Annotated in this window: 15 protein-coding genes and 1 tRNA gene; all 16 read left to right on the forward strand. The window is 41.9% G+C overall.

Features of this window, described 5'->3' with window-relative positions; genetic code table 11:
- The first annotated feature begins 3 nt into the window (after positions 1 to 3).
- The 16 genes from PT278_RS06415 to PT278_RS06490 all read left to right on the forward strand — a co-directional run bounded on the left by PT278_RS06415 (position 4) and on the right by PT278_RS06490 (position 17,733).
- The gene (locus PT278_RS06415; RefSeq protein ID WP_277131077.1) at positions 4 to 657 is read left to right on the forward strand and encodes an amino acid ABC transporter permease; all 654 of its coding nucleotides are present in this window, start codon (positions 4 to 6) and stop codon (positions 655 to 657) included.
- Positions 658 to 758: 101 nt separating this feature from the next.
- Entirely contained in the window at positions 759 to 1,913 is a 1,155-nt protein-coding gene (locus PT278_RS06420) for a CDP-glycerol glycerophosphotransferase family protein (RefSeq protein WP_277131078.1), read from the forward strand.
- Between the two features lie 10 nt (positions 1,914 to 1,923).
- Complete coding sequence (locus tag PT278_RS06425; RefSeq protein ID WP_277131080.1) at positions 1,924 to 3,354, forward strand: oligosaccharide flippase family protein; 1,431 nt, start codon at positions 1,924 to 1,926, stop codon at positions 3,352 to 3,354.
- Positions 3,355 to 3,356: 2 nt separating this feature from the next.
- On the forward strand, positions 3,357 to 4,055 hold the full coding sequence (locus PT278_RS06430) for a glycosyltransferase (RefSeq protein ID WP_277131082.1): 699 nt from the start codon (positions 3,357 to 3,359) through the stop codon (positions 4,053 to 4,055).
- Positions 4,056 to 4,057: 2 nt separating this feature from the next.
- Positions 4,058 to 4,519, forward strand: coding sequence for a SprT family protein (locus tag PT278_RS06435; RefSeq protein ID WP_277131084.1), 462 nt, complete (start codon positions 4,058 to 4,060; stop codon positions 4,517 to 4,519).
- A gap of 107 nt (positions 4,520 to 4,626) precedes the next feature.
- The gene (locus tag PT278_RS06440; protein WP_277131085.1) at positions 4,627 to 5,286 is read left to right on the forward strand and encodes a MarR family transcriptional regulator; all 660 of its coding nucleotides are present in this window, start codon (positions 4,627 to 4,629) and stop codon (positions 5,284 to 5,286) included.
- Between the two features lie 74 nt (positions 5,287 to 5,360).
- A complete protein-coding gene (locus tag PT278_RS06445) occupies positions 5,361 to 7,112 on the forward strand; it encodes an ABC transporter ATP-binding protein (protein ID WP_277131087.1) in 1,752 nt (583 codons plus the stop codon).
- Between the two features lie 68 nt (positions 7,113 to 7,180).
- Positions 7,181 to 7,266: transfer RNA gene (locus tag PT278_RS06450), tRNA-Leu, on the forward strand.
- 151 nt (positions 7,267 to 7,417) lie between these two features.
- Complete coding sequence (locus PT278_RS06455) at positions 7,418 to 8,065, forward strand: glycoside hydrolase family 73 protein (RefSeq protein WP_277131088.1); 648 nt, start codon at positions 7,418 to 7,420, stop codon at positions 8,063 to 8,065.
- Positions 8,066 to 8,145: 80 nt separating this feature from the next.
- On the forward strand, positions 8,146 to 10,389 hold the full coding sequence (pcrA, locus tag PT278_RS06460; RefSeq protein WP_277131090.1) for a DNA helicase PcrA: 2,244 nt from the start codon (positions 8,146 to 8,148) through the stop codon (positions 10,387 to 10,389).
- 38 nt (positions 10,390 to 10,427) lie between these two features.
- Positions 10,428 to 12,440 (forward strand): NAD-dependent DNA ligase LigA, encoded by a 2,013-nt coding sequence (gene ligA, locus PT278_RS06465; protein WP_277131092.1) that lies wholly within the window; start codon positions 10,428 to 10,430, stop codon positions 12,438 to 12,440.
- Between the two features lie 13 nt (positions 12,441 to 12,453).
- Positions 12,454 to 13,593 (forward strand): CamS family sex pheromone protein, encoded by a 1,140-nt coding sequence (locus PT278_RS06470; RefSeq protein WP_277131094.1) that lies wholly within the window; start codon positions 12,454 to 12,456, stop codon positions 13,591 to 13,593.
- A gap of 13 nt (positions 13,594 to 13,606) precedes the next feature.
- Positions 13,607 to 13,909, forward strand: coding sequence for an Asp-tRNA(Asn)/Glu-tRNA(Gln) amidotransferase subunit GatC (gene gatC / locus PT278_RS06475; protein WP_277131096.1), 303 nt, complete (start codon positions 13,607 to 13,609; stop codon positions 13,907 to 13,909).
- Positions 13,909 to 15,348, forward strand: coding sequence for an Asp-tRNA(Asn)/Glu-tRNA(Gln) amidotransferase subunit GatA (gene gatA / locus PT278_RS06480; RefSeq protein ID WP_277131098.1), 1,440 nt, complete (start codon positions 13,909 to 13,911; stop codon positions 15,346 to 15,348). Before gatC ends, gatA begins: the two co-directional genes overlap by 1 nt.
- Before the next feature lie 3 nt (positions 15,349 to 15,351).
- Complete coding sequence (gene gatB, locus PT278_RS06485; RefSeq protein WP_277131099.1) at positions 15,352 to 16,782, forward strand: Asp-tRNA(Asn)/Glu-tRNA(Gln) amidotransferase subunit GatB; 1,431 nt, start codon at positions 15,352 to 15,354, stop codon at positions 16,780 to 16,782.
- Positions 16,783 to 16,812: 30 nt separating this feature from the next.
- Positions 16,813 to 17,733, forward strand: a complete 921-nt coding sequence (locus PT278_RS06490) for a diacylglycerol kinase family lipid kinase (protein ID WP_277131101.1) — start codon at positions 16,813 to 16,815, stop codon at positions 17,731 to 17,733.
- The last annotated feature ends 74 nt before the right edge of the window (positions 17,734 to 17,807 follow it).

Consider the following 17,807-nt stretch of genomic DNA (forward strand, 5'->3'; position numbering starts at 1 on the left):
AAAATGCAAAATTGGATTAATGCTCTTTCGTGGCTCAATGTACGCTTTTTGCTGATGGGCCTTTGGGTGACAATTTATATTTCGGTAATTTCGGTAATTCTGAGTTTTATTTTGGGTTCAATCTTGGGGATTATTCGCTACTCTAAGATTAAATTTGTTTCCAAAATTGTCGGCTTTATTATTGATATTATCCGTAATGTGCCCCTGCTATTGATTATTTTCTTCACCTATTTCGGATTGCCGAACTTTGGCTTGCGTCCCGAAACAATTCCTGCGGCGATTATTGCAATGACCGTTTTTGAATCAACGATGATTGCGGAAATTGTGCGTTCAGGTATTCAGTCAGTTGACCCAGGTCAAATGGAGGGTGCCCGTTCAACCGGGATGAGCTTTGTGCAGGCATTGTGGCACGTTGTTTTGCCGCAGGCGTATAAGAATATGATCCCGACAATTATTAGTCAGTTTGTATCCTTAATTAAGGATACGTCGCTAGCAACAATTATTGTGGTGCCAGAATTGATGCAGCACGCGCAAGTTATTTATGGGCAAAATGCCAACTATATCTTGCCGATGTTTGCGGCTTTAGCCGTGCTTTACTTTATCGTCTGCTTCACGTTGTCAGTGATTGGTAATCAGATTGGTAAGAGGCTGTCGTAATTGCTCTAAACTATAAATTTTTAAAAAATAACGCGAAAAAGCTTGAGTTTGCTCAAGCTTTTTTTGTAGGCTAAAGAGAGATTATTTAGGAAAGATTGATTATGAAAAGTTTTTTGTTTCGGCTTTACCTGCAAGTGATGAAGCTGTGGGCACGGTTTACCAGAATAAATAACAAAAAGATTGTCGTGCTCAACGGGGCAGGCCGTTCAGGTTCCAATGGTTACCTGTTTGCTAAATATGTAAAAAAATACCATCCAGATTACACGGTCACACTAGTTGAGCCATGGCCGTCTTCACATTTATCTTTTGCAACTTGGCGGGAAATCGGCGCGGCTAAATTTGTTTTGACGACGCATCAGCCCTTTAAGGTTCGCAAGGGTCAGATTAACGTGCAATTTTGGCACGGGATACCTTTAAAACGAATGGGCATTATGGCCAACAATACTAAGGCTAGAGATAACAAGCGCAATCAGACATTGTGGCGCAAAACCGCAGATATTGTTTGTTCAAGTTCGGATTTATATGAAACCTTAATGAGCGCCTGCATTGGAGTTAGTGCTAACCAATACCGCCAGCTTGGCTTTCCGCGCCTTGATGCCCTGCAGCATCCAGCAGTCAGTCAAAAGCAATTGCTACGCGACCTGTTTGGGGCAGTTGCTGACCATGCCCAAGTTGGGATTTACATGCCAACTTTTCGCTATGAATTAGATGATGAAAATGTCATTGAGCAGATTAAGGCAGGGAATTTTTTGACCTTAGCTGATTTTGATGCGCCGGCCTTAAATGCGGCGCTTAAAGAGCAGCACCAATATTTAATTGTGAAACTGCATCCTTATGAGATGAAGCTGTTTAACCATTTAAGCAGTCAATTCTCTAATATTGCCTTTTTAAATAATGATTATTTAGTTCAAAACGATTATGATTTGTATGAGCTGCTTGGCGCGACAGATTTTTTGCTAACGGATTTTTCGTCAATTTATTTTGATTATCTAAATTTGGACAAACCCGAGATTTTTATTACTAATTATCTCAAGCAGTATGAACAAACGCGGGGACTGCTCATGGGGCCGTATGAAGAAGTTGTGCCGGGGCAGTGTGTTAATCAGCAAGTAGAATTGATTAAGGCACTGGGGCAGTTGGCACGAGGTGAGGACAATTATCAACCAAAGCGACAATATTGGCGCCGTTTAACTAATCAAGTCTCTGCTCAATCAGCTTGCGAGAGAATTTTTACTTTCATGACCCAAAACTATTAGAGGAAAAATTGTGAAAAAAACATTTTTAAATATTTTATATAATGCGGTTTACCAAATTTTCCTTGTCTTGGTACCGTTAATTACGGTGCCTTATTTGTCACGGATTTTGGGACCGAAAACCTACGGCATTTACAGTAATGTGAATAATATCATGCAATTCTTAATGATCTTTTGCACATTATCGATTTCGTATATTGGTATGCGGACAATTGCGCAAGTGCGCGCCTTTGGGACTAAACAGGAATTAACCGATGCTTTTTGGGGGTTATGGTACTTTCAGGCATTAGCTAGTGTTGTGACAATTGCTATAGTCGTTATTGCTGCAAGTTTATTCCATATTAAGTACTGGAATTACCTGCTATTGATGCTGCCGTATTTGATTTCAGCGCAAGTGGATATTTCGTGGTTCTTTCAGGGGCTGGCGGCGTTTGGCCGGGTCGTTTTGAAAAACACGGCGGTTAAATTAGTCTCGGTAGTTTTAATTTTGCTTTGGGTCAAAAGTCCCAGTGACTTGTGGAAATATATGCTGATTATGTCGGTGTCTACAATGCTTGGATCATTTGTCTTTTGGTTTGATATTCACCGCTTTGTTGGTGGGCCAGTCAAGCATTTTTATAAGTACCAAACGACAATTAAGGCTATTATTACCCTACTAATTCCGCAGATTGCCACGCAAATTTATACGTCATTAGATAAACCAATTTTGGGAATTTTCAAAAATTCAACTCAAGTGGCGTTCTATGACAATTCACAGCGGATTTCGAATATGGTTTTGGGAGTAATTACCAGTATTTCGCTGGTAATTATGCCCAAAATGGCGAGTGAGGGTAAAGATGAGCAGCGTCTTGTCTTGAAAAAGTCGCTTGAGGCGACGGTCTGGCTGGGTACCATGTTTGCGGTGATTATCATGGCTAACACGCGAGAATTTGTACCGTTCTTTTTTGGCGCAAAGTTTACGCCGATGGTGCCATTGATGTTCTTTTTTACGTTAACAATTGTCATGATTCCCACAGGTGGGGTCTTTGCCAATCAGTTTGCCTTAGCCAACCACCGCGATCGCGATTATGCACTGCCGGTAATTGTTGGTGCGATTTTGGAAGTGGCGTTGAGCTTCTTTTTAGACCAATTTTATGGGGCTACTGGTGCAATGGTCGCAATTTTAATTACTGAATTTGTCGTTTTGATTTTGCGGTTGTGGATTGTCCGTGACGGCTATGATTTTAAATATTCTTTCAAGGAAATCCCGAAGTACTTTGTGATTGCGGCGATTGTTTTGGCGGTAGGGATGTTAATGCCACAGCTGGTGTCGTCGGCTTTTCTAAATATGACGATTAAGTCAGTTATCATGCTTGTACTCTACATGGCATTAATGTTTATGATGCGGCTTGATTTTAATCAGGATATTGTGCAGTTAATTAAAAATTTTCTCAAACGAGGTTAAAGATGATTCCTAAAATTATTCACTATGTATGGGTTGGCGGCAATCCGAAGCCCAAGAATATTCAGCGGTGCATGCGAACTTGGCAAAAGCACCTTAAGGGCTATCAGCTTATTGAGTGGAACGAGCAGAATTTCGATATTCACGAAAATAAGTACGTTGAGCAGGCTTACAAGGCTAAAAAATGGGCCTTTGTTTCCGATTATATTCGTGCAAAGGCCGTTTACGAGATGGGTGGGATTTATTTAGATACTGATGTGTTGGTATTAGATGATTTGACCTCATTATTAAATAATCATGCCTTTGTAGGGTTTGAAAATCAGGATAATCCGTTTACGGCGGTTTTTGGCGCTGAACCCAAGCATCCGTTGTTAAAAGACATGCTGGCGTATTATGATGACCGCAACTTTACCTTTGACAGTCAGGATCAGATGGCTGGTGTTAATACGGTGTCAGTTGCTGATATTTTAAAAGAAAAGTATGGTGCGGTTGCCAACAATCAGGAGCAAGTTCTGCAAACCGGCATCCATGTTTATCCTGATGGTGTTTTGTGCAATCCGTCAGCTAATAGTAAGACAATCCATGTCTTCACGGGGACTTGGATGGAAGGAGACAAACCATTCAAGCGCAAACTGGTAACGGCGCTAAAGGTTCGGATTAAAACGAGGCGTGAAGCAGCCTTGTATGCGCGCTGTTTCAGGTAGTAATGACTGAAGCAGAATTACAAAAGCTGGTTGAAGAAATTGCTGTGAAATATTTTGGCCAGTCCTTTAGGCATCAAGTCAAAATCAATTACCGCATGACTACTACTGGTGGACGTTACCAGTTGAAAGACCATCGGATTGAGATTAATGCGCATTTTTTGGTTCCGCAGTACCGCCACGAGTTAATTGGAATTATTAAGCATGAGTTAACGCATTATTTTTTGCACTTATCTGGTCGAGGCTATCGTCATCGCGACCAAGACTTCAAACAGCTATTAAATCAGGTTGGCGGTTCACGTTTTGCGCCGGATATTGGTCTAGGTAAAAGGCGGCAGCGTAAGTATCTGTATTCTTGCCAAAAATGCGGTCAAGAATATCGGCGTGTTCGGCAAATTAACGTGCGCCGTTATGGCTGCGGTAAGTGCGGCGGCAAGCTAAAATTAGTAAAACAGTTATTGGGTTAGACTTAGGCAGCCAATAGCTTTTTTTATTTGACAGATTGTTAGGCACCAAACTATAATTCAAAGTAGTAAGTTTAGGTACCTAACAAAACTTAAAAGGACGATTAATTATGAGTGCAACAAATCAAAACTTAATGAAGCAACTAACTTTTATTATGCGTGCCAGTCGCTATTTTATGTACCAAAATAAACAGCCGTTTTCTGGGCAAAAAAGGGTCTTGGCTGTCTTAAATTTGGAAGACGGATTGACACAAAATTATTTGGCAGAAGTTCTGGCCCTTAAGCCGGGATCGTTAGCGGAACTGCTAAAAAAGCTGGAAACAAAAGGCGAGATTAGGCGCGAAACTGATCCTGATGATCGTAGAGTTAAGCGGGTTTATTTGACCGCTGCTGGCAAAGAGCGGGTTGCAAATTTAAATGAACAGTCCCAAGAAAATACTGAGACTGACTTTTTTGCTGGGCTAACGGTTGAGGAGCAAGCTAAGTTTAGTAATTATTTAGAAAAAATTGCGGCGGGCTGGGATGATTCTTTCAAAAAGCAGGCACAACAGTTTGTCGACCCAACGACTAAGATGAAAGAGATGAATAAGTGGCGTACGCAAATGCGTGAGCGTAATTATTCACGAAAAGAGCGAGATGAATTTTGCCACAAAATGCACGGCTGGCACCGGCGCTGCCATGATTTTGACTACAATGACCACCATTATAAGCATGAATATGACCACGATTTTTGGCGTAATTTTTGGCATAATGAGGATAATGAAATATAATTAAAAACAATGATTAAAAGTTTTTCCGCGAGTGAAAAACTTTTTGTTTAGTTTAAGAGAAAGTCGGTAATTAGATGGCGTCGAAATCACGCAAGAATGAAACACAAGAGGTTAAGCTGAAAGACTTTTTTCAGCTGTTAAAGGGACTAGACCTGAAAAAAGGATTGTTTATCCTGGGTCTTATTTTCAGTTTGATTACTAGCGGTGCCAATCTACTATTACCGCTGTTAACCAAGCAATTGGTGGATACGAGCAGTCTGGCAAAATTTAATATGCAAGTGTTGCTGATTTTAATAGTGATTTTTGTCGTGCAATTGATTTTGGGAACCATTGGCGGTTATATTTTGCGTTATTTTGGCGAGAGTGCCGTGAAAAAATTACGTGAAAAGTTATGGACCCACTTGTTACGCCTGCCAGTTTCTTATTTTGACGTGAATAAGGCTGGTGAAAGCAGCTCACGGCTAGTTAATGACACGGGAATTATTAAAGACTTGATTACTTCACAGTTTCCTAATTTTATTACCGGAGCGATTCAATTACTGTTTTCCGTTATTATCTTGTTTATCATGGATTGGCGCATGGCGGCGTTAATGTTTATTAGTGTGCCGGTAGTAGTTATTATTTTGATTCCAATTGGGAAAATCATGGCCCGTCTTGGTCGCCAGATGCAGGCAGCGACAGCTGACTTTAATGGTGACGTTAGTGAAAAATTGTCCGAGGTTCGCTTGATTAAGGCAAGCAATGGGGAACAATTCGAAGAACAGCGCGGTAAAAATTTTATCGGCCGTATTTTTACGATTGGAATTAAAGATGCCAGAGTTGAAGCAATTTTACAGCCGATTATGACCACCGTGATGATGGGTGTTTTTGCGGGGATTTTGGCTTATGGGATTGTCCGCCTCAGTCAAGGCACGTTAACTTCAGGGACTTTGGTTGCCTTTATTCTTTATTTGTTTAACGTGATTGCTCCAGTTGCCAGCTTTGCGACCTTCTTCTCGCAGCTGCAAAAGGCAATGGGCTCAACTGAACGTATTCAGGAAATTTTGCGGCTGCAGCCAGAAAAAGGGCTGACGCACCAGCAACTTGATGTTGAGGGTAAGACCTTAGTTGCCAGCAATCTGCAGTTCAGCTATCTTCCAGAAGAACCAGTGCTGAAGTCAATTTCTTTTACGGCTGAGCCGAATACGGTTGTCGCTTTTGCTGGTCCCAGTGGTGCTGGTAAGTCAACAATTTTTTCTTTACTTGAGCGCTTCTATCAACCCGATAGCGGGCAAATTACGGTTGCTGGGCAAGATATTGCTGAGATTGACTTGCGTGATTGGCGCTCACAGATTGGCTATGTTTCGCAAAACAGTGCCATCTTTTCAGGAACAATTCGCGATAATTTGCAGTATGGGTTAGAAAAAGACTTGAGTGATGAAGATTTATGGCGGGGGTTATCCTTGGCGTATGCCGACCAGTTTGTTAAAGAATTCCCGCACCAATTAGAAACCGAAATTGGTGAACGGGGAATTAAATTATCGGGTGGTCAAAAGCAGCGCCTGGCAATTGCACGGGCTTTTCTGCGGGACCCGAAAATTTTGATGCTTGATGAAGCTACCGCTAGTCTTGATTCAGAATCCGAAGGCAAAGTTCAGCAGGCACTTGACCAACTAATGGTCGGCAGAACGACGCTGGTTATTGCCCATCGATTAGCGACAATTGTTGGCGCTGACCAAATTTACTTTGTTGAGCATGGGCAGGTTACCGGGCATGGTACGCATAGTGAACTGATGGCAACTCATAAACTGTATGCGCGTTATGTTCAGGAACAAATGGTTGACTAGTTTTTCAAAAAAAGACACAGAAAACTCTTGTGCAAAAGTCAATTTTGCGTTATAGTATTCTTTGTGTCGCGGGCATGGCGGAATGGCAGACGCGCAAGACTAAGGATCTTGTGATCGTTTTTAGATCGTGGAAGTTCGAGTCTTCTTGCCCGCACTAAGTAATGGAGCTACGGCTCCATTTTTTGTTTTAGAGAGTTATTCTGGATAGAGTAGCTCTTTTTATTTTAAAAATTAATTACATTGCAAAATTTACGACCAAGACAGGTTATACTTAGGGTACTAATATTTTAAGTAAGGAAAATTTTATGGCAAGACGACGTAAACACAAGGCACAATCTAGCTGGCAGATTATTTTGCGGGCATTTATTATTTTATTTTTGTTAATTATTGCCTTCGCTGCTTTTCGGTATTATCGCAGGCAGGCCATTCAATCCGAACAAATTCGGCAGGAACAATTGGCCCGTGAAGAAGCACGCGAAAAGGTTATCAGGCAGCATAAGGCGTTTATTAAAAAAATTGGGCCAATTGCCAAGGAAGTTGACAAGTCTTATGACCTATTGCCGAGCATTACGATTGCACAAGCCTGTCTTGAAAGTGACTATGGCCAGAGTAGTTTATCGCAAAAATATAATAATTTGTTTGGTGTTAAGGGAACTAATCCTAATACCTCCGCGATTTTAACAACTAAGGAATATGTTAAGGGTGAATGGATTGTTGTTAAGGCACGCTTTCAAATTTATGATTCCTATGAAGCGTCAATTAGGGCACATGCGGAACTTTTCCAAAAGGGTACCAGTTGGAATAATAAGCAGTATCGCCATGTTTTAGCGGCCAAAGACTACCGCAAGCAGGCACAAGCTCTGGTACAAGACGGTTACGCCACGGACCCTAACTATGCGGATAAGCTGATTAACCTAATTAAGCAGTACAATCTTGACCAATATGATAATTAAAAGGCGGGGGCTTCCAGCTTTGGCCTTTATTTTTGGTACAATAAAACAGTTATGAAAAAATTTTTGTGAAGGGAATTAGAATGAGCGAAGAATCAATTTTAGCAGGATTAAATCCGCAACAGGAAAAGGCCGTCAAGACTACTGAGGGACCGCTGTTAGTCGTTGCTGGTGCGGGCTCTGGCAAGACCTCGGTGTTAACCAGACGGATTGCTTATCTAGTTGAGGTTAAGGGTGTATTGCCGTGGAATATTTTGGCAATTACTTTTACCAATAAGGCTGCCAAGGAGATGCGCGAGCGTGAACAAAAATTGTTGGGTCCAAGTGCCAATGATATTTGGATGTCAACGTTCCATGCTCTGTGTGTGCGTATTTTACGCCGCGATGCCGATAAAATTGGTTATAGCCATAACTTTTCTATTGCTGACTCATCCGAACAGTTAACCTTAGTTAAGCATCTTGAAAAAGAACTGAACATTAACCCTAAAATGTATGAACCGCGGGGAATTTTGTCGGCAATTTCAAATGCGAAGAATGACTTATTAACGCCGCAGGCTTACAAGGCAAGTGCAAGTTCGCCCTTTGAAAAAATGGCTGCCAAAGTTTATGCAGAATACCAGCGCCGGCTTAAACACGATCAAATTATGGACTTTGACGATTTAATCATGCAGACACTGGTATTGTTTAAACAAGATCCGACCGTACTGCATTACTACCAAAACAAGTTCCGCTATCTATTAGTTGATGAATATCAGGATACTAACCAGGCACAATACGAGTTGTGCCATGAATTAGCAGCGCAATACCAGAATATTTGTGTGGTTGGGGATGCTGACCAGTCAATTTATGGTTGGCGCGGTGCCAATATGGAAAATATCATGAACTTTGAACATGATTACAAGGATGCTGGCGTGCAGACCGTTAAGCTGGAACAGAATTATCGCTCGACTGGTCATATTTTGTCTGCCGCAAATGCCGTAATTAAAAATAACCGCAACCGCAAAGCAAAGAACTTGTGGACTGACCAAGGTGAAGGGGCCAAGATTACTTATTATAAGGCTCAAAGCGGTGACGATGAGGCGCACTTCATCATTGGTAAAATTCAAGAAGAAGTTAAAGCAAAACATCGTTCTTATCATGATTTTGCCGTCTTATACCGGACAAACGCGCAGTCGCGAACAGTCGAAGAATCGTTTGTGAAGTCCAATGTGCCGTATCAAATTGTTGGTGGTCATAAGTTTTATGACCGCAAAGAAATTATGGATATCATGGCTTATTTAAAATTAGTGGCCAATCCAAGTGATGCCATGAGTTTTAACCGGATTGTTAATACACCGAAACGTGGAATTGGTGCGGTAACAATTGATAAGTTCATGGCACTTGCCCAAGAAAACAACTTATCGCTGCTTGAGACGTTTGACCATTTGGGAATGTCGGGAATTTCGACTCGTGCTGCACTTAAATTAAGTGACTTTGGTGCTAAATTGCGTGATGCCATTAAGTTTGCCCAAGACCATAGTGTAACTGGCTTAACCGAAAAAGTTCTGCAGGACTTTGGCTATACCGCAGCTCTTAAGAATGAACATACGATTGAAGCAGAAACACGTTTAGAAAACTTAGATGAATTTTTGTCGGTCACTAAGCGTTTTGATGAACAGTATGAAGCTGAAAGCGATGATAACAACCCGCTAAGTGATTTCTTAGCAGAGGTTTCTTTATTGAGCGACCAAGATGATTTGGCCAATAATGATGACCAGGTTACTTTAATGACGCTGCATGCGGCTAAAGGACTGGAGTTCCCAGTTGTCTTTTTGGTGGGGATGGAAGATGGCTTGTTCCCATTATCACGGGCACTATTAGAAGACGATCAATTAGAAGAAGAACGGCGTCTGGCATATGTTGGGATTACCCGGGCACGACAAGAACTATTCTTGACTAATGCTTATTCACGCATGATGTTTGGCCGGATGCAGAACAATCCACCGTCAAGATTCTTGGAAGAAATTGACGCCGAAGATCTGCAAGTTGAAAATCCTAACGCTGGTAATATTATTGCCAGCGGCTTTCAAGCACAGACAGCGCCGTTTGCCAAAGCCGACGAGCGAGCTCGCGCACAGGTTTATACACCTAAGGTTAAGCCAGCAGGTGCTGTTGGTGCTGAGAAGAAGGGCTGGAATGTCGGCGATCAAGTTGAACATAAGGCTTGGGGCCACGGTGTCGTGACTAAGGTCAACGGCACAGGTGAGGATATGGAACTTGATATTGCCTTCAATGGTAAGGGAATTAAGCGGCTTTTAGCGGCATTCGCTCCAATTAAAAAGGTATAATTAAATTAATAGTTAAAGAATTAATCAGGAGGAAGAAAATGGCAGATTTAACTCTTGATGAAGCCAAAAAAGAGGTTACGGGACTAAGGGCAGAACTTAATAAGTGGGCAGAAGCCTATTATTCTAAGGATGCACCCGAAGTTGAAGATAATGTTTATGACCAAAAATACCAGCGGCTGGTTGAACTCGAGCAGCAGTTTCCCCAGCTGGTAACGCCTGACTCGATTACCCAAAAAGTTGGTGGGCAGGTAGATTCTGAGTTCACTAAGGTAGATCATGAAATTCCAATGTTGTCGATGGGGGATGTCTTCTCCAAAAAAGAACTGCAGGAGTTTGATGATCGGGTGCAAAAGCTAGTGGGCCATCCAGTTGCTTACAATGTTGAGTTAAAGATCGATGGTTTGTCGATTGACCTTGAATATACAGATGGCAAGCTGGTGCGGGCTTCAACGCGGGGTAACGGCCGAGTTGGTGAAGATGTGACAGCTAATGCCCGTTATATTGCTGACATACCACAAGTTTTACCAGAAAAAATCACGACGGAAGTGCGTGGTGAATGTTATATGGGTAAAGAGGCCTTCGCTAAGTTAAACGCTGAACGCGATGAAAAAGGTGAGGCGGCCTTTGCCAATCCCCGTAATGCGGCTGCTGGGTCATTGCGGCAGTTAAACGCTAAGGTAACTAAAGAACGGAATTTGAGCACCTTTATTTATACTTGGGTGAATCCGCCAGAAGAAATCACTAGCCAGCATCAAGCCATTAGTGAAATGGCGCGGCTGGGCTTTCATACTAATGATACTGGTCGCAAATTAGCCAAGATGGCTGATGTTTTTGCCTTTATTGATGAATATACGGCCAAGCGCGACACACTTTCATACGGTATTGACGGGATTGTCTTGAAGGTTGACGACCTAAGTCTGCAGCAAAATATGGGTAACACAGTCAAGGTTCCACGTTGGGAAATTGCTTATAAGTTCCCACCAGAAGAGCAGGAAACTGTGGTGCATGAGATTAAGTGGACAGTCGGTCGAACTGGCGTGGTAACGCCAACAGCAATCATGGACCCCGTGCAATTAGCAGGAACAACAGTTTCACATGCGGTTTTGCATAATGCCGACTTGTTAAAGGAAAAAGATGTGCGCATTGGCGACACGGTCCTATTGCACAAGGCCGGCGATATTATTCCGGAAATTTCGCAAGTTGTCTTGGCTAAGCGGCCAAAGGACTCACAACCGTATCTAATTCCGACAACTTGTCCATCTTGCGGGCAAAAGCTAATTCATTTAGAAGGCGAAGTTGCTCTGCGCTGCGTTAATCCGTCATGTCCGGCTCAGATTGAAGAGGGGATTACGCATTTTGCGTCGCGGCCGGCGATGAATATCGATGGTTTGGGACCAAAAATTGTGCGGCAATTAATCACGAACGATTTAGTTCATAATGTTGCTGACCTTTATCGCTTAGACGCAGATGATTTGGCTAAGTTAGATCATTTCAAGGAAAAGTCCATTAATAATTTATTGACGGCGATTGCTAATTCGAAGCAAAATTCGGTGGAATTGCTGCTCACGGGACTTGGAATTGACCATGTTGGCGCCAAGGCTGCACGCTTAATTGCCCAAAAGTTTAAAAATATGACAAAGATTATGTCAGCTAGCGTGCAAGATGTTGCCGCAATCGCTACAATAGGCATGACGATTGCGGAATCACTGACGACTTATTTTGCGCAGCCTGAAGTTGACGAACTGATTGCGGAACTAGCAAGACGCGGGGTCAATATGAATTACTTGGGCGCAACTGCAGAAGAAACTGCTGAGATTCCAGATAATTACTTTAAGGATAAAAAAGTCGTACTGACAGGTTCACTTGCCCACTTTACGCGTAGTGAATTTACTAAGAAGCTGCAGGCATTAGGTGCCAAGGTAACTGGCTCCGTTTCTAAAAAGACGGATTACGTGATTTATGGCAAAGATGCCGGCTCCAAATTTGCTAAGGCGCAGCAGCTTGGAGTTCCAGTTCTAACGGAAGAAGAAGCAATTGCCCAAATCAAATGAAGGAATAACTAAATTGAAAAAATATGTGCACATTTTAGCGCTTTTGGGAGCAGCATTAACCTTAACAGCCTGTGGTAATTTGAAAAATTCAGACTTGGCCAATAATGCTAAAACTTCGTCTAATTCTAAGGCTAAGACTTATCAAACAACTGACACGGGGAGTAATGGCTATACGGTTTTATTAAAAAACGGTCACTACATTACCAGCCCGATATCTGGCTTAACGGCGACTGATAATGATAATTCGGTTGATACACGTGAACTTGAGCGCGGGCTAGTTCAAATCTCAAAAGACGTCTATTCTACTAATTCCAATGTCTTTCAGGAAGGTCAATATATTAGTGCTGCAACGGCTAATGATTGGCTGGGGCGCAAGTCTAAGGCTAATCCCTTGGGCCTTAATCCAGAAGAAGGTACTAAGAAGAATTACCACCCGTATTATTTAGAAGAAATCTTAGAGCAGGATTATTTGGCTGGGTCAGGTTCCAATTACCATATTAATGGGATGAGTATTGGTCTGGCGATGAACTCGGTTGATTATTATCAAAAGACTAAAGATGGTGCTGAATACCAAGCAGCAATTTCGCGTTCTGAGCAAAAGGCAGCTGGGCAAAAGGCAGCTGAGCAAATTATTGCCCGTCTGCGTCAGCGCAAGGCACTCAAAAATGTCCCAATTACCGTTGGTCTTTTTTCTAAGGCTGCTAAAGACTCATTAGTTGGCGGAACTTACTTTTTGAGCGGGACAGCGGCTGCTAATAGTAGTAAAATAACTAAATGGAAATCTATTTCCGCGCAAACGGAAGTGTTGCCGACTGTTGGCAATAAAAAAGCAATTAATAGTAGTGATGCCTCGAGTTTCAACAGTTTTAAGGTATCAATTCAAGATTATTTTCCAAATATCAGTGGTGTAACAGCCACTTTGCGCTATGAAAATGGTAAGTTAAGTCAAGAAAATATTTCCATTACCACCCAGTTTTACGGTTACGAGCAAGTGCAGAGTTTTACGCGGCTAGTCTTATCAACAGCCAAAAAGTACTTGCCAGACAACGTGCCGGTTGAAATTAAGATTGGTTCTGTTAATGATATTCAGGCTTTAGTTGCTAAAGAAACAGCAGATGGTAGTTATCAAGTCCATATTTATGGCGGTGAATAAGGAGGGTCTAATAGTGGAAATCACAGAAGACACAATTAAGCACGTGGCAGCCTTGTCACGGCTTGAGTTTAATGAAGATGAAATCGGTACAGTTACCGAACAAATGAGTTCAATTATCAACATGGCCGACCAATTATCAGAAGTTGATACTGATGGTGTTGCCGAAACAGTGCAGGTCGTTGATCGCGACACTGTTTTCAGAGAAGACAAGCCAGAACACTGGCAAAGTCGTGCTGAATTAATGAAGAATGTTCCTGAACAAGCCAATGGCTTCATTAAGGTTCCTGTAATTATTAATAAGGATGAGGACGAGTAATGAACTACTTAAATGAAGATATTGACTCATTAAACCAAAAACTTGCACAGGGCGACTTGTCAGCTGAAAAGCTTGCTCAAGACACTGTTGCAAATATTAAGAAGACTGACGACAAGCTGAACGCTTGGATTACTGTTCAAGAAGATGCAAAGCCTGCTGCTGATTTAGACTTTGCCAAGAATAAGCTTGCCGGTATTCCAATTGCTGTTAAGGATAACATCATTACTGATGGGGTTAAGACTACGGCTGCCAGTCATATTTTGGACAACTATATTCCAGTTTATGATGCAACGGTTATTGAAAGATTGAAGAAGGCACAAGCAACTTTTGTTGGTAAGACCAACATGGATGAATTTGCAATGGGTTCTTCAACTGAACATTCATACTTTGGCGCAACTCATAACCCATGGAACTTAGACAAGGTTCCTGGTGGTTCATCTGGTGGTTCTGCTGTTGCTGTTGCTTCCGGTCAAGTAGTTGCAGCTCTTGGTTCAGATACTGGTGGTTCAATCCGTCAGCCAGCTGCCTTTAACGGAATTTTTGGGATTAAGCCAACTTATGGCCGGGTTTCACGTTGGGGCTTGATTGCCTTTGGTTCATCACTTGATGAAATTGGGGTAATGAGCAAGCGTGCCAAGAGTGCTGCTGAAGTATTAAATGTTATTGCTGGTAGCGATGACCATGATTCAACCTTGTCAACTCGTGAAGTCCCTGATTTTACCCAATTTATTGGTCAAGATGTTAAGGGCTTGCGCGTTGCCGTTGTTAAGGAATACATGGATGCCGTTGATGGTGAAATGCACGATGTCATTCAACAGCAAATTGATGCTTTAGAAGATGCTGGTGCAATTATCAGCGAAGTATCATTGCCATTAACCAAATATGTTGTTCCTGACTATTACATCATTGCTTCAAGTGAAGCTTCATCTAACTTGCAAAGATTTGATGGTATTCGTTACGGCTACCGTGCTGACGACACTAAGAACTTGCTTGATGTTTATGTTAAGTCACGTTCAGAAGGTTTTGGTACCGAAGTTAAGCGCCGGATTATGTTAGGTTCATTTGCTTTGTCAGCTGGTTCATATGACCGCTTCTTCAGACAAGCTTCAAAGGTTAGAACCTTAATTTGTGATGAATTTGATGAAATTTTCGCTAATAATGATGTTATTGTTGGGCCAACAACTACTGAACCAGCATTTGGCATTGGCAGTGAAATTTCTGACCCAATTAAGATGTACAATAACGATATTTTGACAATTTCTGCTAACTTAGCAGGTATTCCAGCAGCTAGTGTTCCAGCTGGCTTAGTTGACGGGATGCCTGTTGGGTTCCAAATTATGGCTAAACGCTTCGATGAAGGCAATATTTTTAAGACAGCTGACTTTATTGAACGCACGAACAAGTTTTATGAAAAAACACCAGCAGGAATGGAGGATTAACTGATGAATTTTAAATCAACGATTGGATTCGAAGTCCACTTCGAGTTAAAGACAAAGAGTAAAATTTTCTCACCTTCTCCAGTAAGTTATGGTGCTGAAGCTAACACTGAAACTAACGTTATCGACTGGGCAATGCCGGGAGTTTTGCCGTTTGTTAACAAAGATGTTTATCGCTTGGGAATTATGGTTGCCTTAGCAACTCACGCACATATCTTGCCAACCACGCACTTTGACCGGAAAAACTACTACTACCCAGATAGTCCTAAGGCCTACCAGATTACGCAGTTCTTCCAACCATTAGCTCGTGATGGCTATGTTGAAATCGAAGTTCATGGCAAGAAGAAGCGTATCGGTATTCACGAAATGCATATCGAAGAAGATGCTGGTAAGAACACGCACGGGACTAACGGCTTTTCATATGTTGACTTGAACCGTCAGGGTGTGCCATTACTAGAAGTTGTTTCTGAACCAGAAATTTCTGACCCAGAAGAAGGTTATGCTTACCTTGAAAAGTTGCGTAAGATTGTTCAGTTTACTGGTGCTTCTGACGTTAAGATGGAAGAAGGTTCAATGCGGGTTGATACCAACATTTCGATTCGTCCAGCCGGTCAAAAAGAACTTGGCACCAAGGTTGAAATGAAGAACTTGAACTCATTTGAACACGTTCGTAAGTCACTAGCTTATGAAGAAAAACGTCAAGCTCAAGTGTTGCTGTCAGGTGGTCGTGTACAATTATCAACACGCCGGTTTGATGATGCAACTGGTAAGACTGTTCTTGAGCGGGTTAAGGAAGGTGACGCCGATTACCGTTACTTCCCAGAACCAGACCTTGCTCCAGACCATATCAGTCAAGAGTGGATTGATGAAATTGCGGCAACTTTGCCACGTTCAGCTGAAGAACGTTACAACCAATATGTTAACGACTTTGGCTTGAAGGACTATGATGCCAACGTTTTATTGCAGACTAAGGAAAGTTCTGACTTCTTCGATGAAGCAGTTGCTGCAGGTGCTGATCCTCAATTAGCTGCTAACTGGATGAACACGCAAGTTAATGGTTACTTGAATGATAACCGTGTTGAATTGGCTGACATTAAGTTAACACCAGAACACTTAGCTGCAATGATTAAGCTGATTAAAGATGGAACCATTTCTTCGAAGATTGCCAAGAAGGTCTTCGCTGAAACTATTGCTAATGGTACTGATCCTAAGAAGTATGTTGAAGATCAAGGCATGGTGCAATTATCTGATACTAGTGTCTTGGAACCAATGGTTAAGGAAGTTGTTGATAGCAACCCGCAATCAGTTGAAGACTTCAAGAACGGTAAGGATCGTGCCATCGGTTACCTTGTCGGCCAATTGATGAAGCAGACCCGCGGTAAGGCTAACCCAAAGGTCATTAACAAGCTGTTGAATGAAGAATTAAACAAACGTTAATGTTGATTTTTAAGTAATAAGGTAGTAACTATGACTAAAAAAGCAAGATTGATTTATAATCCTGTATCTGGTCACGAACAGATGCCTAAAAATGTCGCTGATATTTTAGACGTCTTAGAACGTGCTGGCTATGAGGCGAGCGCTTTTAGAACTACACCAGAAAAAAAGAGTGCCCAGCAAGAAGCAACGCGGGCTGCAACTGAAGGCTTTGACTTGATTGTTGCTGCAGGTGGTGATGGTACCATTAATGAAGTGGTTAACGGCATTGCCTTTTTGGAAAAACGTCCGAAGATGGCAATTATTCCAGCAGGGACAACCAATGATTATGCTCGAGCATTGCATATTCCGCGTGATAGCATTGCAGCTGCAGCTGAAGTTATTTTAAATAACAAAACGCGCAAGATGGATATTGGCCAAGCTACTTTTGCTGGTGAAGACCAATACTTCGTTAATATTGCTGCTTGTGGATCTTTGACTGAACTAACTTATGGTGTACCATCAGAGGTTAAGTCGGCCTTAGGCTATGCTGCGTATTTGATTAAGGGTGCGGAAATGTTGCCGCACTTGACTGAAAACGAACTGCGCCTGACCTATGATGCTGGTGTTTATGAAGGTAAATTATCAATGCTTCTTTTAGGGATGACCAATTCGATTGGTGGCTTTGAACAGATAATGCCGGATGCCGAATTAAGCGATGGCTTGTTTCAGTTAATTATTGTTAAGCCATCTGATCCAGTGAAATTGCTGCGCCTAATGGCTTTGGCATTGAATGGTAAGCATGTTGATGATCCAGATATTATTTATACCAAGACGCGCAGTTTAAAAATTGATCTGATTGGCAAGAGCGAAGGTCAAAAATTACCGGTTAATCTTGATGGTGAAATCGGCGATTACTGCCCAGTTACTTTTAAGAATTTACAACAACGCATTGAATTTTACGTTGGCGAATAAAAATAATAGTGTTATTTTTCTGAAGAGAAAGATAACACTATTTTTATGCCTAATAATAAGTCTTAGGCGAAAGT

Origin of the sequence: Lactobacillus sp. ESL0703 (genome assembly GCF_029433435.1) — a bacterium.
Classification (GTDB): domain Bacteria; phylum Bacillota; class Bacilli; order Lactobacillales; family Lactobacillaceae; genus Lactobacillus.